Source organism: Bradyrhizobium aeschynomenes (assembly GCF_013178945.1).
Taxonomy (GTDB): domain Bacteria; phylum Pseudomonadota; class Alphaproteobacteria; order Rhizobiales; family Xanthobacteraceae; genus Bradyrhizobium; species Bradyrhizobium aeschynomenes.
The window spans coordinates 642,528-657,950 of the sequence record NZ_JABFDM010000002.1 but is presented as its reverse complement, the minus strand read 5'-3'; the positions used below and the strand labels follow the sequence as shown (position 1 = coordinate 657,950).

15 protein-coding genes are annotated in these 15,423 nt (G+C 66.3%); 8 read left to right on the top strand and 7 right to left on the bottom strand.

Going from position 1 to position 15,423, the window contains the following annotated elements:
• Nucleotides 1–5 precede the first annotated feature (5 nt).
• Nucleotides 6–1,358, top strand: coding sequence for an amidase (locus tag HL666_RS07620; protein ID WP_172180668.1), 1,353 nt, complete (start codon nt 6–8; stop codon nt 1,356–1,358).
• Between the two features lie 197 nt (nt 1,359–1,555).
• On the opposite strand, the gene HL666_RS07615 is transcribed toward HL666_RS07620, so the two are convergent.
• Nucleotides 1,556–2,257, bottom strand: coding sequence for a transglycosylase domain-containing protein (locus HL666_RS07615; protein ID WP_311975702.1), 702 nt, complete (start codon nt 2,255–2,257; stop codon nt 1,556–1,558).
• A gap of 287 nt (nt 2,258–2,544) precedes the next feature.
• On the opposite strand from HL666_RS07615, the gene HL666_RS07610 reads away from it, so the two are divergent.
• The 3 genes from HL666_RS07610 (at nt 2,545) to HL666_RS07600 (ending at nt 5,251) form a co-directional block, all read left to right on the top strand.
• A complete protein-coding gene (locus HL666_RS07610) occupies nt 2,545–3,288 on the top strand; it encodes a 2OG-Fe(II) oxygenase (protein WP_172180667.1) in 744 nt (247 codons plus the stop codon).
• Between the two features lie 5 nt (nt 3,289–3,293).
• Nucleotides 3,294–3,947 (top strand): DNA oxidative demethylase AlkB, encoded by a 654-nt coding sequence (gene alkB / locus HL666_RS07605; RefSeq protein ID WP_172112041.1) that lies wholly within the window; start codon nt 3,294–3,296, stop codon nt 3,945–3,947.
• A 74-nt stretch (nt 3,948–4,021) separates the two neighbouring features.
• Nucleotides 4,022–5,251, top strand: coding sequence for an MFS transporter (locus HL666_RS07600; protein ID WP_172180665.1), 1,230 nt, complete (start codon nt 4,022–4,024; stop codon nt 5,249–5,251).
• Nucleotides 5,252–5,257: 6 nt separating this feature from the next.
• Here the strand turns inward: HL666_RS07600 and HL666_RS07595 are convergent, their stop codons facing one another.
• Genes HL666_RS07595 through hpaH form a run of 5 tightly spaced genes read right to left on the bottom strand, consistent with a single transcriptional unit; the run spans nt 5,258 to nt 10,570 of the window.
• Nucleotides 5,258–6,892 (bottom strand): thiamine pyrophosphate-dependent enzyme, encoded by a 1,635-nt coding sequence (locus tag HL666_RS07595; protein ID WP_172180663.1) that lies wholly within the window; start codon nt 6,890–6,892, stop codon nt 5,258–5,260.
• A 15-nt stretch (nt 6,893–6,907) separates the two neighbouring features.
• Entirely contained in the window at nt 6,908–7,780 is an 873-nt protein-coding gene (locus HL666_RS07590; protein ID WP_172180662.1) for a fumarylacetoacetate hydrolase family protein, read from the bottom strand.
• Nucleotides 7,781–7,792: 12 nt separating this feature from the next.
• Complete coding sequence (hpaE, locus tag HL666_RS07585; protein ID WP_172180660.1) at nt 7,793–9,331, bottom strand: 5-carboxymethyl-2-hydroxymuconate semialdehyde dehydrogenase; 1,539 nt, start codon at nt 9,329–9,331, stop codon at nt 7,793–7,795.
• Between the two features lie 15 nt (nt 9,332–9,346).
• Complete coding sequence (locus HL666_RS07580; RefSeq protein ID WP_172112046.1) at nt 9,347–9,739, bottom strand: 5-carboxymethyl-2-hydroxymuconate Delta-isomerase; 393 nt, start codon at nt 9,737–9,739, stop codon at nt 9,347–9,349.
• Nucleotides 9,740–9,763: 24 nt separating this feature from the next.
• A complete protein-coding gene (hpaH, locus tag HL666_RS07575; protein ID WP_172180659.1) occupies nt 9,764–10,570 on the bottom strand; it encodes a 2-oxo-hept-4-ene-1,7-dioate hydratase in 807 nt (268 codons plus the stop codon).
• Nucleotides 10,571–10,687: 117 nt separating this feature from the next.
• On the opposite strand from hpaH, the gene hpaR reads away from it, so the two are divergent.
• The 4 genes from hpaR (at nt 10,688) to HL666_RS07555 (ending at nt 15,003) form a co-directional block, all read left to right on the top strand.
• Entirely contained in the window at nt 10,688–11,203 is a 516-nt protein-coding gene (hpaR, locus tag HL666_RS07570; protein ID WP_172112048.1) for a homoprotocatechuate degradation operon regulator HpaR, read from the top strand.
• A 167-nt stretch (nt 11,204–11,370) separates the two neighbouring features.
• Nucleotides 11,371–12,456 (top strand): malate/lactate/ureidoglycolate dehydrogenase, encoded by a 1,086-nt coding sequence (locus HL666_RS07565; protein ID WP_172180657.1) that lies wholly within the window; start codon nt 11,371–11,373, stop codon nt 12,454–12,456.
• Between the two features lie 130 nt (nt 12,457–12,586).
• On the top strand, nt 12,587–13,366 hold the full coding sequence (locus tag HL666_RS07560; protein ID WP_172112050.1) for an HpcH/HpaI aldolase family protein: 780 nt from the start codon (nt 12,587–12,589) through the stop codon (nt 13,364–13,366).
• 113 nt (nt 13,367–13,479) lie between these two features.
• Complete coding sequence (locus tag HL666_RS07555) at nt 13,480–15,003, top strand: D-arabinonate dehydratase (RefSeq protein ID WP_172180656.1); 1,524 nt, start codon at nt 13,480–13,482, stop codon at nt 15,001–15,003.
• Nucleotides 15,004–15,187: 184 nt separating this feature from the next.
• Here the strand turns inward: HL666_RS07555 and HL666_RS07550 are convergent, their stop codons facing one another.
• Complete coding sequence (locus HL666_RS07550; protein ID WP_008964013.1) at nt 15,188–15,385, bottom strand: hypothetical protein; 198 nt, start codon at nt 15,383–15,385, stop codon at nt 15,188–15,190.
• Nucleotides 15,386–15,423: the final 38 nt, after the last annotated feature.

The window sequence follows — 15,423 nt, the reverse complement described above, 5'->3', positions numbered from 1 at the left end:
ATGCCATGACCGCTGCCAATCCGACCCTCGCCGCGCTGGCCGATGATCTCGCCACCGGCCGCACCACCTCCCGCAAGCTGGTCGAGGACTGCCTCGCCCGTATTGCCGACCCTGCCGGCGAGGGCCAGCGCGCCTTCATCCATGTCGACAAGGAGGCGGCGCTGGCGGCCGCCGACGGCATGGACGCGCTGCGCAAGGCGGGCGCCGCGCCGTCGCCCTATGCCGGCATTCCGGTCTCGATCAAGGACCTGTTCGACATCAAGGGCCAGGTCACCCGCGCCGGCTCGCGTGCGCTCGACGACTCCGCTCCGGCCGAGGCCGATGCGCCGGCGGTGGCGCGGCTGCGCCGGGCCGGCTTCGTCGTGATCGGCCGCACCAACATGACCGAGTTCGCCTATTCCGGCATCGGCATCAATCCGCATTACGGCACGCCGAAGAGCGCCTGGAAGCGCGACATCGGCCACGTGCCCGGCGGCTCGTCGTCGGGCGCGGCGGTGTCCGTCGTCGACCGCATGGCCTATGGCGCGCTCGGCACCGACACCGGCGGCTCCTGCCGCATCCCCGCCGCCTTCAACGGCATCACGGGCTACAAGCCGACGCAGGCGCGCGTGCCGCTCGACGGCGGCGTGCCGCTGTCGACGACGCTCGACAGTTTTGGCCCGCTGGCCAACACGGTCGCCTGCTGCGCGGTGCTCGATTCCGTGCTGGCCGACGAGCCGATCCGGCTGCTGGTCTCGCGCCCGGTGAAGGGGCTGCGGCTCGCGGTGCCGACCACCGTCGTGCTCGACGAGCTCGACGCGGAGGTCGCCGCAACGTTCGAGCGCGCGCTGGAGACGCTGGCGCGGCAGGGTGCGCTGATCGCGCGCATCGAATTCCCGGAATTTCTCGACGTCGGCATCATCGGCATGAAGGGCGGCTTCGCCGCCGCCGAGAGCTACGCCTGGCACCGCTTCCTGCTGACGGCCAAGGGCGACGTCTACGATCCGCGCGTGTCCGTCCGCATCATGCGCGGCGAGGCGATCACGGTGCCCGACTACATCGAGATGCTCAACGCCCGCCGCTCGCTGGTCACGCGCGCGGCCGCGCGGATCGCGCCGTACGATGCGCTGGTAATGCCGACCACGGCAAACGCGCCGCCCAAAATCGCCGATCTCGCCGACGACCAGGCCTTCGCCCGCGAGAACATCCGCGCGCTCCGCAACTGCACCTTCATCAACATGATCGACGGCTGCGCGATCTCGCTGCCGGCGCATCGCCATGGCGATGTCCCGGTCGGCCTGATGCTGGCGCAGTCCGGCGGCCAGGACCGCAAGCTGCTGGAGATCGCGGCGGGGGTCGAGGGCGTGGTGCGGGGCTGAGCCACAAGGCTAGCGCATATGAAGATGCGCGCCTTTAGTCACTCCGTCATGCCCGGGCTCGTCCCGGGCATCCACGTCGTTCTCAGCATGCCGGATGACGTGGATGGCCGGGACAAGCCCGGCCATGACGATGGTGAGAAAAACGGGTCAAAAATAGCGATCGTGAATGCGATAGGCTTGGCTGGGCGTGAGAGCGCTCAGGGCTTGCGCGGCGCGCCATCGATCGGGGGCAGCGGCGCGGCCCTGGCAGCTGTTGCCTGGGCCTGATCGATCAGACCGGCGGTGAGCATCCTGTCGAGGATGTAACTGCGTCGCGCGCTGTCGCGCTCTGAGGGGCTTGGCGTCTGGAAACGCGCGATGAGCAGGGCGATCTCGCCGACGTCGAGGCCCGTCAGGGGCTTTCCGAAATGCGCTGGCGCCGCCGCCGCGACACCATAGGCGTTGCGGCCGAGATAGCTGTCGTTCAGGTACGCGTCCAGGATACGCTCACGCGACAAGGTTCGTTCCAGACGGCCCATGAAGACCGTGCTTCCGATGTGCCAATCCAGGCCGCGGCAACAGTCTGGAGCCAAGGCATGCAGGCAATGGCGGGTGACCGCAAACGTGATCCTCGTATCGGGCCGTCCGTCACCTTTGACAATGGCTGCCGCCATCGCCGGCAGAACGAGATTGGGCCGCGTCTGAAAGTCGGCGCCAGCCGACGCGATGACGGCCTGGCGCAGCAGCAGGGGCATGTCGGCCAGCGCGACGTAGGGCGATCCCGCTTCGAGCGGACAAAGATGGCCGGTGGCAGGAAGCGCTGCGATCTCGGCTTCAGTGGGGAGGCCAAGATGATATTCGGCGTACCATATCGCGTAGCCTTCGGCGTAGAGCAGCGGCACGACGGCGAGCGAGAGCACGGCCAGGATCGACTTGCCGAGCAGGATGAGGAAGCGCCGGGTGCGTGGACGTTGCATCGTCGGAAGATTGGTTCCGCCCGAAGCGTTTCGGTTCATCCGGGCGTTCCGGCGCGATGACCCGAAGCGTCCAGGAAACGGGTGGCTGACGCTGGCCCTTCTGTCGCATCCTCGTCATTCCGGGATGCGCGCCCTTGCGCGCAGGCCCGGAATCCATAACCACCATCGTGAGTATGGATTCCGGGCTCGTCGCTGCGCGCCGCCCCGGAATGACAGCTGGGATCAAGTTTATGGCCAGACTCGAGCAGGCAGTGCCCGACCTCAATCCGGCCGTCGCGACCGGGATCGATGCGATCGACTGGGCGGTGGCTGAACGCGACCTCGACGCCAGCGGCTGCGTCGTGTTGCCGCAACTGCTCTCGGCCGACGCGTGCCGCACGCTGGCATCGTTGTATTCGGACGACAGCCGTTTCCGCAGCCGCGTGATCATGGCGCGGCACGGCTTCGGGCGCGGCGAGTACAAATATTTCAGCTATCCGTTGCCGGATCTGATCGCGCGGCTGCGGCCTGTGCTGTATGCGCAGCTGGTGCCGATCGCCAACCGCTGGAACGCGACGATGGGCATCGCCGTTCGTTACCCCGACGCGCATGCCGATTTTCTCACCCGCTGCCATGATGCCGGGCAGACGCGGCCGACGCCGCTGCTGCTGCAATATGTCGAGGGCGACTACAACTGCCTGCACCAGGACCTCTACGGCGAGCACGTGTTTCCGCTGCAGGTCGCGATCCTGCTGTCGGAGCCGGGGCGTGACTTCGCGGGCGGCGAGTTCGTGCTGACGGAGCAGCGGCCGCGCATGCAGTCGCGCGCCGAGGTGGTGCCGCTGCGGCAGGGCGATGCCGTGGTGTTCGCGGTCCACAATCGGCCCGTGCAGGGCACGCGCGGCAGCTACCGCGTCACCATGCGGCACGGCGTCAGCCGGCTACGTTCCGGCCGGCGGCATACGCTCGGGGTGATCTTTCATGATGCGAAGTGAGGGGTATGACGGCTGATCTGTTCGATGGACTCGACGTCGCGGGACCGGCGCGCGAGCCGCTCGCGCCGGGCGCGGTGCTGCTGCGCGGCTTCGCGCGGCCCTACGACAACGAGCTGATTACGGCGATCGAGGCGATCGCCGCGCAGGCGCCGTTCCGCCGCATGGTCACTCCGGGCGGCCACCAGATGTCGGTGGCGATGACGAGTTGCGGCTCGCTTGGCTGGGTGACGGACCGCAGCGGCTATCGTTACGATGCGTGTGATCCGGACACCGGCCGGCCATGGCCGGCGATGCCGCCGCTGTTGCGACGGCTCGCCGAGCAGGCGGCGAGCGAGGCAGGCTTTGCCGACTTCGCGCCGGATGCCTGCCTGATCAACCGCTATGAGCCCGGTGCAAAGATGTCGCTGCATCAGGATCGCGACGAGCGCGACATTGGCGCGCCGATCGTTTCGGTGTCGCTGGGCCTGCCCGCGACCTTCCTGTTCGGCGGCCTGAAACGCACCGACAAGACGCAGCGTTATCGGCTGGCCCATGGCGACGTCGTCGTCTGGGGCGGCCCGGCGCGGCTCGCCTTTCACGGCGTGGCGCCGCTCGCCGATGGCGAGCACGGTCTGCTCGGCCGTCAGCGTATCAACCTGACGTTCCGTCGCGCGCGGTAGTCCAGCCCGCTGTGTGATCTCCGTCATTTTGCAACGGGCATCACTCGCTCTATGCTGCCCTCTGGGAGAGGGTCATGAGCACAGTCGAACTTGCAGACGAGCGGGCGCCGGCGGCGACGCGACTGGGACTTCATCTGGCGCTGCTGCAGCTGGTGTTCAGCCTGCTGTGGACCACCTATGTGATCTATCTGCCCAAACTCGCGGCCCAGGCCGGCATCGCGCCTTCGGCCGTCATTCTGATCCTGATGCTGGACCAGGCGATCTTCACGCTCTCGGACACGGCCATGGGAATCGCCGCCGACCGGCTCGGGCGGATCGCAGGCCGCTTCGGCATTTTCATCGCTCTGGTGACGGCGCTCTCCTGTTGCGCGTTCGTCGCGCTGCCGTTCGTGGCCGGATCGGTCAGCCCGGCCGTCTTCATCGCACTGATCGCGATCTGGGCGCTGACCTCCTCGGTGCTGCGGGCGCCGCCTTTGACCCTGCTCGGGCGCCACGCGGCGCGACCCACCGTGCCGTTTCTCACGGCGCTGGTGATGCTCGGCTACGGCGTGGCGGGCGCGGTGTCGCCGTATCTCGGCGTGGTCATGCGCGACTATGATCCGCGGCTGCCGTTCATCATCTCCTCAGCCGTGCTGCTGCTGACGGCGCTCGGCCTGTCGCGAATCGCGCAGGACGGCGTTTTGCCGGCGAAGCAGGTCGTCGCCGCGGCTGCCGAGCCCAAGCCGCTGCGGGGACTGCCGCTCTTGTTCATCGGCGCCATGGTGATCCTGGCGCTCGGCTATCAGCTGCATTTCAGCATCAACAGCTCCGCCTTCTACCTCCGCTTCGCCAAGCCGGAGGATCTGCCGTGGCTGATGCCGGTGTTCTGGATCGGCTTCAATCTCGTGCTGTTTCCGGCGAGCGTGGTCGTGAAGCATCGCGGCGGGCTGATCGTGATGGGCGTCGCCGGCCTGCTCGGCGCGCTCGCGATCGTCATCGCGGAGTTTGCCGGCGCACTGAATGTGCTGATCGTGGCGCAATTCATCGCCGGCGCGGCCTGGGGCTGCATGATGATGAGCGCGATCTCGGCGGCGCTTGCGATCGGATCGACCGGCGCCGAAGGCAAGGTGACGGGGCTGGTGTTCTCGGCGCTCGCGCTGGCCACGTTCGCGCGGATTGCCGCCGTGGCCGGCGGCCTGCAGAAGCTGCCCGACTATGCGCCGCTGGTGCAGTGGGCGCCGGTCGCCTGCTGGCTCGTCGCCGGCGCCGGCCTGCTCGCGATGGCCGCGGCGGGATTGCAGGGACGCCGCGCGTCCCCGCCCTGAGACCGGTCAGACCCCCTCAGGCTTCGCCGGATGGATGAAGGCCCAGGGCGAGACCTCGGAATCGCGGGGCACCTCGATGTCGATCAGATACGGCCCGCCATGCGCCAGCGCCGTCTCCAGCGCGGATTTGAACTGATCGGGTGACGTGACCTTGGCTGCGGCCACGCCGAAGGATTCAGCCAGTTTGACGAAATCCGGATTGACCAGATCGGAGGCGACGACGCGGCCGTCGAAGCGCTCGCGCTGGTCGCGCCGGACATTGCCGTAGGAGTTGTTATTGAACACCAGGGTGACCACGCCGATGTTGTACTGCACGGCGGTCGCCAGCTCCTGCACGGCGAACATGAAGCCGCCGTCGCCTGTTATCGCGACGACGGGCTTGTCGGGATGCGCCACCTTGGCGCCGAGCGCAGTCGGGAAGCCGGCGCCGAGCGTGCCCTGATAGCCCGAGGTGATGAAGGTGCGGGGATCGTAGACCGGGAAACCGTACCAGGAGGCGAAGCCGACCTGGGACAGCTCGTCGGTGACGATGGCGTCGTGCGGCAGCACCTCGCGCAGCACGTTCAGATAGGCCATCTGCGGCTGCACCTTCTGGATCTCCTGCAAGGTGGCCGCGGTCGCCTCGCGAATGGTCGCGCGGCGTCCCGAGATCTTGCGATAGCCGGTCTTGCTCACTGCCGCAGCGAGTGCAGCCGTCCCGGCCTTGGCATCGCCGACGATGCCGGCATCGACGATCAGGCGCCGCATCTCCGCGGGATCGATGTCGATGCGGATCGACTTCAATCCGTCCGGCTTGAACGGCCACCGGAAGGTCGTCGGCAGCTCCATGCGCGTGCCGATGCCGATCATCAGATCGGTGGTCGGCCAGAGCTTGTAGGCCGCGGCCATGGTGAGCCCGAGCTCATGCGCATTGGAGACGATGCCGCGCCCCGAGCGGAACGCGACCACCGGCGCATCGATCATCTCGGCCAGTTCGAGGATCTCCGCGCGCGCCTCGATCGCGCCGGAGCCGACGAAGATCATCGGCGCCTTGGCGCCCGTGATCAGCGCGGCCGCCTTGGCGATGCGGTCGGGATCGGGCTGCGGCGGCGTGAACGGGGCCAGCGGCTTTGCTGCTGACGTCTCGGCCCTCTGCGTGAACACGTCCCACGGCATTTCCAGCGCGGCCGGGCCGCGGCGACCGGAGAGCATCTCCTGGAAGCCGCGCGCGACAAGCGTCGGCGCGCTGTCGGGATATTCGATGCGCTCGGCCCATTTGACGAAGGTGCGCAGGGTCGCGAGCTGGTCCGGCATCTCGTGCAGATGGCCGCGGCCGCGGCCGAGATAATCGGTCGGCACCTGTCCCGTGAGGCACAGCACCGGCTCGTTGCAGCCGAAGGCGGTCAGCAGCGCCGCGCCGGCGTTGAGTACGCCGGGGCCGGGGACGACGCTGAACACGCCGGGCTTGCCGCTGGCGCGGGCATAGCCGAATGCCATGTAGCCGCAGGCCTGCTCGTGGCGAGCGCCGACGACCTTGAGCTGCGCCTGATGGAAGGCGTCGAACAGGCCGTAGACCTGCGCGCCGGGCAGGCCGAACACGGTGTCGACGCCGTGGGCGACGAGCCCGCTGACGATGGCTTCGCCGCCGGTCATGGTGGTCATGCTGTTCTTCCGTTTCTACTCTGCTTCGTCGATGACGCCGTTGCGCAACAGGCCGACGCCCTCGGCCTCGATCTCGATGACGTCGCCGGGCTTGAGATAGCGCGGCGGATCGAACCGCGCACCGGCGCCGGTCGGCGTGCCCGTCACGATCACGTCACCGGGCACGAGCGTCGTGAAGGTCGAGATGTAGTTGATGAGATAGCGGAAGCCGAACATCAGCCGCGACGTGCGGTCGTCCTGACGCAGCTCGCCATTGACGTGCGTCGTCAGCCGGATGTCGGCGATCTGGCCCTCGCTGGTATAGGGCACGATCCATGGCCCGAGGCTTCCGGTCGAATCGAAGTTCTTGCCCTGGGTGACGTTGAACTTGGCGTGCCGCACCCAGTCCCGGATCGTGCCCTCGTTGCACAGAGTCAGCGCGGCGATGTGGTCGAGCGCGCTGGCTTCCGGAATGTGCCGGCCGGCCTTGCCGATGATGATGACCAGCTCGCCTTCATAGTCGAGCTGCGGCGAGGCACGCGGCCGCACCAACGGCGTCTCGTGCCCGACGAAGGAGCGCGGCGTGCGCATGAACATCGACGGATATTTCGGCGCATCCTGGCCGTCTTTATATTCGGCGTTGCGATCGGGATAGTTGACGCCGATGCAGATGATCTTCTCCGGCGAGGGGACTGGTGGCTGCCAGGTGATCGTGTCTAGGCCGTGATCCGGCGACAGGCCGGCTGCGGCATCGACCAGCCGGGGCAGGGCGGCGGCGGCAATCACTTCGCGCAGCGTCGGATAATCCTTGGCAAAGCGCGCGGAGAGATCGACGAGGCCCTCGTCGGTCACGAGCCCGTAGCGGACCGAGCCATTGACGGCGTAGGTGGCGAGGCGAGGGGAGGTCATGGGCGGTTCTCCTTAGACGCCGAGCCGCTGGATCTTGTGGGTGCCGCGCGCGAGCGAGACGTGCTTGGTCTCCATGTAGAAGTCGAACGAATAGTCGCCGCCGTCGCGGCCGATGCCGGAGGCCTTCATGCCGCCGAACGGCGTCGGCAGATGGCGGACGTTCTCCGAGTTCAGCCAGATCATGCCGGCCTCCAGCGCATCCGCCACGCGCAGCGCGCGGCCCATGTCGCCGGTCCAGACATAGCCGGTCAGGCCATACTGTACGTCGTTGGCGATCGCGATGGCGTCGGCCTCGTCGCGGAACGGGATCACCGTCAGGAACGGCCCGAACACCTCCTCCTGCGCCACACGCATCGTCTGACTCGCGCCGGTCACCAGCGTCGGCTCGACGTAATGTCCGCCGCCGGGGCCCTCGAACCGCTTGCCGCCCACGGCGATGATCGCGCCGTCCTGGCGCGCGATGTCGACGTAAGAGCACACCTTCGCGAGATGCCGCTCATGGATCAGCGGCCCGATCTCGGTCGCCGGATCGAGCGGATGACCCACTTTCAGCGCACGCACGCGCGCGGCGAGCTTGGCCGTAAATGTCTCGGCGATGCTCTGCTGCACCAGCAGACGGCTCGACGACGTGCAGCGCTCGCCGTTGAGCGAGTAGATCATGAACACGACGGCATCGAGCGCGCGGTCGAGGTCGGCGTCGTCGAACACGATCACCGGGTTCTTGCCGCCGAGTTCGAAATGCACGCGCTTCAGGGTCGGTGCGCCCTGCGCCATGATGGCGGAGCCGGTCGAGCTCTCGCCGACGAAGCCGATCGCCTTGATCGCGGAATGCTCGGTCAGCGCCTTGCCGGCCTCTTCGCCGAAGCCATGGACCGTGTTGAGCACGCCGTCGGGAATGCCGGCGTCCTTGGCGAGCTTGGCCAGCCACTGCGCCGTGACCGGCGACCATTCCGCCGGCTTGTGCACGACCGTGCAGCCGACCGCGAGCGCCGGGGCGATCTTCCAGGTCGACAGCATGAACGGCGTATTCCAGGGCGTGATCACGCCGACCGGGCCGATCGGCACCCGCGTCGAGATGTTCCAATGCTCATCGCTCGGCGTGCTCTGGCCGTCGCGGGCCTCGGTGCATTTGTCGGCGAAGAAGCGGAAATTCTCGGCGGCGCGGATCGCGGCCTTGGCCATGAAGCGGTAGGCCTGCCCGGTATCGACGCATTCGAGCACGGCGATGTCGTCGGCATGAGCCTCGATCGCGTCGGCCACCCGATGCAGCAGCTTGCGCCGCATCGAAGGCGCCATGTCGCGCCAGGATTTGAAGGCGAGCGCGGCCGACGTCGCGGCGCGGTCGATATCCTCGGCATTGCCGCGGGCGACCTTGGCCAGCACGGCATTGTCGATCGGCGACTTCGTCTCGAACGTCGCACCCGAGATGGCCGGCACCACCTTGCCGTCGATGAAGTGGCCGATGCCCGCCTCCTTCAGCTTCGCGAGCAGGGGCGCGGCACGGTCGAGATTGGCCTTGTAGATATCGGCTTTGGGGGTGGCCTTATCCATGGGATGCCTCCGCTTTCAGGGCGTTGTGGCTTTCAGGGCGTCGTGGATGTTGTTGCGTTTCCAGCTGGTCGCGGCGTCGTTGATCTGCATGTCGAAGGACAGCGCGAACTTGCTGCTGGCGAACACCGGATCGAGGTAGTCCGAGAGCGCCTTGAACACGTGCTCGCCGGCCTTCTGCCGCGCCGGAAGGTCGCGGCCTTCGCCGAGCCGCAGCAGCATGGCGAGGAAGGCGGCGTCGGGCTTGCCGTCGGCAATCGCGTAGTGCTCGCAGCGGATCGCGCGCACGCGGATGCCGCCGATCGGAAAGATCCCGGTCTCGCTGGCGGCCTGGCGGACCACCTCGCAGACGTTGTCCATCCTGACAAAGCCGTCGAGATTGGCGGAGTATTCGATGCTGAAATGCGGCATGGTGCGACAGCTCCGGTGCAGGCGTCAGGCGAAGTAGCAGCTCACCGTTCCATACGGGCCGTAGTCGGCCTGGATGGTGTCGCCCTTGCGCGCCTCGATCGGCCGGATGAACGAGCCGGCGAGGACCACCTGGCCTGATTCGAGCGCAAGCCCGTGGGCGGCGATCTTGTTGGCGAGCCAGGCAACGGCTGTCGCCGGGTTGTTCAGAACGCCGGCAGCCAGACCAGTCTCTTCCAACTGGCCGTTCTTATGGCAGAGTGCGCCGATCCAACGCAGGTCGGCGTCGAGCGGTCGCAATGGCCGCCCGCCGAGCACGATGCCGGCATTGGCCGCATTGTCCGCGATCGTGTCGAAGATCTTGCGTGTCGCCTTGGTCGCGGGATCCACCCGCTCGATCCGCGTATCCAGGATTTCCAGCGCGGGCACCACGAAGTCGGTTGCGTTGAGCACGTCGAACAGCGTGCAGTCCGGCCCCGACAGGCGCTGCTTCATGACGAAGGCCAGCTCCGCCTCGATCCGTGTCGCGATGAAGCGATCGGATGGAACGAGCCCGCCATCCGCAAAGAACATGTCGTCGAGCAGCACGCCCGAATCCGGCTCGTCGATGTTGAGCGCGCTCTGCATGGCCTTCGACGTCAGCCCGATCTTGTGCCCCTTGATGATGCGTCCCTCGCGGACCTTGATGTCGATCCAGGCCTTCTGAATCGCATAGGCATCCGCGATCGTGATGTCCGGATGCTCCTGGGAGATCTGCCTGATCTGGCGGCGGCTCTTCTCAGCCTGATCCAGGCGTTGGGCGCAGCTGCTGATTTGGTCGCTCGACAGGGGCATGAACAAACCGTGCGAAAAGGGATGGCGGCGAATGATTAACATGTTAAGTTTTTGCGGGCAAATCGAAAGCAGATTTGCTGCAGTGCGAATATCCGGGTGGGGAGCACGGGCGCCGCTATGAGCCAACGCAAGGCCAGGACCGTGAAGCCGGTCGCCAGGGAGGCGCGGCAGGTGCCGATGCGCGACTTCTCGCAATCGTTGCCCATGGCGCTGTTGCGGGCGCGCGAGGCGGTCATGCGGCAATTCCGGCCGAGCCTGCGGCAGCATGGCTTGACCGAGCAGCAATGGCGTATCCTGCGTGCGCTGGCAGCGGTCGATGCCATCGAAGTGACGGAGTTGGCGCGAGTTGCCTTCCTGCTCGGTCCGAGCCTGTCGCGTATTCTGCGCGATCTCGAGGCACGCGGTCTGATCCAGCGCGAGGCCGACGCCCGCGACCTGCGCAGAGGGGTCCTGTCGATCTCCACGAAGGGTTTGAAGCTGATTGCGCAGGTTGCGCCGAACTCGGAGGCGATCTACGCGTCGATTGCGCGGCGCTTTGGCGCACGCAAGCTTGCCGCGTTGCACAAAATGCTGGATGAGCTGGAGCGCAGCATGGGAAGTGATGTCGCGTTCGGCGGCGATACCGACGAATGAGATGGTGCAAACACCGCGCAATTTCGTCCTGATGCGGCCGTCCTGCTTGGCAGGCTGTTCGACAGTTTGATAAGAAGCGATGCAATGGAGCGGAGATGGCGTGCGTCGCAGGCATGGCAAACCATGCTAACTCTGTTTTCGCATGCTGATCTAACCCGCGAGTTGTCATGGTCACTATCAAGGTTGCGCACCTCATCGATTTCGTCGCCGACGTCTTCGAGCATGCCCACTCCTCGCCCGAGGAGGCGCGCCGGATCGCAACCTATCTCACCACGGCCAACCTGACCGGGCACGACAGCCATGGCGTGATCAGGGTCCCGGTCTACATTCGCTGGCAGAAAATGGGTTCGATCGTGCCCAACCAGACCGCAGAGATCGTCGTCGATACGCCGTCATTGGTCGTGGTCGACGGCAAGTTCGGCTACGGCCAGACGGTGACGCCGCAGGCGGTGAAGATCGGCCTCGAACGCTGCAAGAGGAGTGGGCTCGCGGCGATGGCGCTGCGCAATTCCGGCCATCTCGGCCGCGTCGGCGATTGGGCCGAGATGGCTGCGGCAGAAGGCCTCGTCTCGATCCATTTCGTCACGGCCGCGGGTTCGCTGCTGGTTGCGCCCTATGGTGGTGTCGAGAAGCGGTTTTCGACCGCGCCTTATTGCGTCGGTATCCCGCGCCAGGGACAGGATCCGATCGTGCTCGATTTCGCGACCTCGATCGTCGCCGAAGGCAAGGTTCTGGTGGCGAGCCGCGGCGGCAAGAAGCTGCCCAAGGGGGCGTTGATCGATGCCGACGGCGCGCTCAGCGAAGATCCGACGGTGCTCTATGGTCCCTACGAGGCGGAGGGCACACGCGACCATACCAAGGGGACCGGCGCGATCCGCGCTTTCGGCGAGCACAAGGGCTCGGGCCTTGCCTTCATCTGCGAGCTGCTGGGCGGCGCCTTGACCGGCACAGGAGCGACCTCGGCGGGCCGGCGCTTCGCCAACGGCATGCTCGCGATCTACATCGATCCCAAGGTGGTCGATCCTGCCAATTTCTTCGATGGCGAGATCACGCGCTACACCGATTTCATCCGGGAGACGAAACCCGTATCGGGCGTCGATCAGGTGCTGGTGCCGGGCGACCCCGAGCGCAAGATGCGGGCCGAGCGGACCGCCAACGGCGTGCCCTTGCCCGACGACACGTGGGCGGCCATCGTGAGTACGGCCCGCGAGGTCGGCGTCAGCGAAACGAGCATCCAGCGGGCGACATCGTGATGGCGGTGTGATTGCCGACGACGTGATGCAATCCGGAGCCGGACGTTCGGGATTGCATCGTGCTGCACGATCGGCGAGAACGACTTCAACAACACAGATCGATTGAACAACAAGGGAAGGAAACGCAGTCGTGGCGAACAACAAGGTCAAGCAGCTCTGGGCCGAAGGCAAGACGGTGGTGAATGCCTGGCTCGCGATCCCCTCGGGATTCTCCGCTGAGGTCGTGGCGCAGTGCGGCTTCGACAGCGTCACCGTGGACATGCAGCATGGCGTGCAGGACTATCTGTCGATGGTGCAGTGCTTCCAGGCGATGCACGCTCATCCCGTGACCCCGATGGTGCGCGTGCCGTGGAACGAGCCCGGCATCATCGGCAAGGTGCTCGACGGCGGCGCCTATGGCGTCATCTGCCCGATGGTCAACACGGCGCAGGAAGCACGCAACCTCGTCTCCTATTCCAAATATCCGCCGAAGGGCGTTCGCTCCAACGGCCCGATCCGCTCGGGCATGTATGGCGGCGCCGGCGAGTACCAGAAGACGGCCAATGACGAGATCGTGCTGCTGCCGATGATGGAGACGCGGACGGCGGTCGAGAACATGGAGGCCATCCTCGACGTCGAGGGCATCGACGGCGTCTATATCGGCCCGTCCGACCTCGGCTTCTCCTATGGCCTGGTGCCGAAGCTCGACCGTGACGAGCCGGAGATCCTCAAGATCTATGAGAAGATCGTGAAGGAATGCGGCAAGCGCGGCCTCAATCCCGGCATCCATTGCAGCGGCGCCGAAGGCGCGGTCCGCGCCATCAACATGGGCTTCAAGCTGGTCACGCTGTCGAACGAGGTCGGCTTGATGCAGGTCTATGCCCGCCAGCAGGTCGCGCAGACGCGCAACGAATCCGGCGGCAAGGCCTGAGGGCGAATTGCGGATAGGGAGTGGCGAATAGGGGGATTCATTCCATTCGCTATTCGCTATTCGCTATTCGCGTTTCCGGTTGCGACCGATCTATCCAAACGAGAGAGACTGCCATGGCTCCCGCCCCCGTCATCCGGCTTCATCCCGAGGATAGCGTGCTGATCGCGCGCGCGAGCCTGCCGCCGGGGCTCGCGGTTGCCGATGGGGTGATGACGGTCGACAGGATTCCGGCGGGGCATAAGGTCGCGGTGCGGCCGATCGCACAGGGTGAGCCGATCCGCCGCTATGGCCAGATCATCGGCTTCGCCACCGCGCCCATCGCGCCTGGACAGCACGTTCATACACAGAACTGCGGCATGGGCGATTTCGCCAAGGACTACGCCTATGGCGTCGACGTCAAGCCGACGCCGAACTTCGATCTCCCCGCCACCTTCGAGGGTATTCGTCGCCCCGACGGCCGGGTCGCGACCCGCAACTATATCGGGCTGCTGACCTCGGTGAATTGCAGCGCGCATGTCGCGAGCCTGGTGGCCGACGTCTTCAAGCGGAATCCGTTCACCGGCGACGATCCGCTGGCCGACTACCCCCATGTCGACGGCGTCGTCGCGCTGACGCACAAGACCGGCTGCGGCATGACGCTCGACGAGCCACTCAAACTGTTGCGGCGAACGCTCGGCGGCTACGCGCGGCACGCGAACTTTTCTGCGGTGATCGTCCTTGGCCTCGGCTGCGAGGCCAATCAGATCGGCGGATTGATGGAGGAGCAGAAGCTCGCCGGCCGCCTGCGCGCCATGGACATTCAGGAGGTCGGCGGTACCCGCAAGACCGTCGAGGCTGGCATCGCCTTCGTGAAGGAGGCGCTGACGGATGCCAACAAGGTCAGACGCGAGACGGTTCCGGCCAGCGAGTTGACGGTCGCTCTGCAATGCGGCGGCTCCGACGGCTATTCCGGCATCTCTGCCAATCCAGCGCTCGGTGCCGCCAGCGATCTCCTGGTGCGGCATGGTGGCACGGTGATCCTGTCGGAAACGCCCGAGACCTACGGCGCCGAGCATCTGCTCACGCGCCGCGCCGTCAGCCGCGACGTCGGCGAGAAGCTCGTCTCCCTGATGCGCTGGTGGGAGGAGTATACGGCGCGCGAGGGCGCGGAGATGAACGCCAATCCCAGCCCCGGCAACAAGGCCGGCGGCCTGACGACGATTCTCGAGAAGTCGCTCGGCGCGATGGCCAAGGCCGGCAGCACCAATCTGGTGGATGTGCTGCATTATGCCGAAGCCGTCACCAAGAAGGGCTTCGTGTTCATGGATACGCCCGGCTACGACCCGGTAGCAGCGACCGGGCAGGTGGCCGGCGGCGCCAATCTCGTCTGCTTCACCACCGGACGTGGCAGCGTGTTCGGCTGCAAGCCGGCGCCGTCGATCAAGCTCGCGACCAACACGCCGATGTACAAGCGGATGGAAGACGACATGGACGTCAACTGCGGCACCATCCTCGACGGCGAGGAGACGGTGCAGGAGTGCGGGCAGCGCATCTTCGAGCTGATGCTGAAGACCGCCTCGGGGCAGCCGACCAAGAGCGAAAGCTTCGATTTTGGTGGGGCGGAGTTCGCCCCCTGGGTGCTCGGCGCAACGATGTAGCCGGCATCGTTCAGCTATTCAGCTGCTTTGCATCGTGTTGCCGGACGTTTCCGTGCCGGCATCTGATCGCAGCTGAGATCGTCACCGTGCTGAGACTGGATCGCAACTGAGATCAGATGACAGGTCGGGAGCGCCGCCGTGGGCTGGCCGCGCTGACGCGCGCGCGACAGCGGCGCCGAACAATTTACCGCTGGTGGCCCAGGCCGATGCCGAGCGCCAGGGCCTTCTGACGGAGCGAGCCTTCAGTCCGCTTCATCGCCTTGGCGATCTTGGCAACCGGGGTCTTGGACTTCGAGTGCTGCTTCAGCAGCTTGATGTCGGCGGGCGTATAGGGTTTCCGCGCCAACTTCTTGGTAGCTGCCTTCTTAGCTGTCTTCGCCACTTGATTCTCCTTTTGGCAATGTGGGCTCTAAATAGCAC

What these genes read in the sequence shown, in the direction of transcription:
- HL666_RS07620 (WP_172180668.1), top strand. Translation starts at nt 6, where the DNA reads ATGACCGCTGCCAATCCGACCCTCGCCGCGCTGGCCGATGATCTCGCC.
- HL666_RS07610 (WP_172180667.1), top strand. Translation starts at nt 2,545, where the DNA reads ATGGCCAGACTCGAGCAGGCAGTGCCCGACCTCAATCCGGCCGTCGCG.
- alkB (WP_172112041.1), top strand. Translation starts at nt 3,294, where the DNA reads ATGACGGCTGATCTGTTCGATGGACTCGACGTCGCGGGACCGGCGCGC.
- HL666_RS07600 (WP_172180665.1), top strand. Translation starts at nt 4,022, where the DNA reads ATGAGCACAGTCGAACTTGCAGACGAGCGGGCGCCGGCGGCGACGCGA.
- HL666_RS07595 (WP_172180663.1), bottom strand. Translation starts at nt 6,892, where the DNA reads ATGACCACCATGACCGGCGGCGAAGCCATCGTCAGCGGGCTCGTCGCC.
- HL666_RS07590 (WP_172180662.1), bottom strand. Translation starts at nt 7,780, where the DNA reads ATGACCTCCCCTCGCCTCGCCACCTACGCCGTCAATGGCTCGGTCCGC.
- hpaE (WP_172180660.1), bottom strand. Translation starts at nt 9,331, where the DNA reads ATGGATAAGGCCACCCCCAAAGCCGATATCTACAAGGCCAATCTCGAC.
- HL666_RS07580 (WP_172112046.1), bottom strand. Translation starts at nt 9,739, where the DNA reads ATGCCGCATTTCAGCATCGAATACTCCGCCAATCTCGACGGCTTTGTC.
- hpaH (WP_172180659.1), bottom strand. Translation starts at nt 10,570, where the DNA reads ATGCCCCTGTCGAGCGACCAAATCAGCAGCTGCGCCCAACGCCTGGAT.
- hpaR (WP_172112048.1), top strand. Translation starts at nt 10,688, where the DNA reads ATGAGCCAACGCAAGGCCAGGACCGTGAAGCCGGTCGCCAGGGAGGCG.
- HL666_RS07565 (WP_172180657.1), top strand. Translation starts at nt 11,371, where the DNA reads ATGGTCACTATCAAGGTTGCGCACCTCATCGATTTCGTCGCCGACGTC.
- HL666_RS07555 (WP_172180656.1), top strand. Translation starts at nt 13,480, where the DNA reads ATGGCTCCCGCCCCCGTCATCCGGCTTCATCCCGAGGATAGCGTGCTG.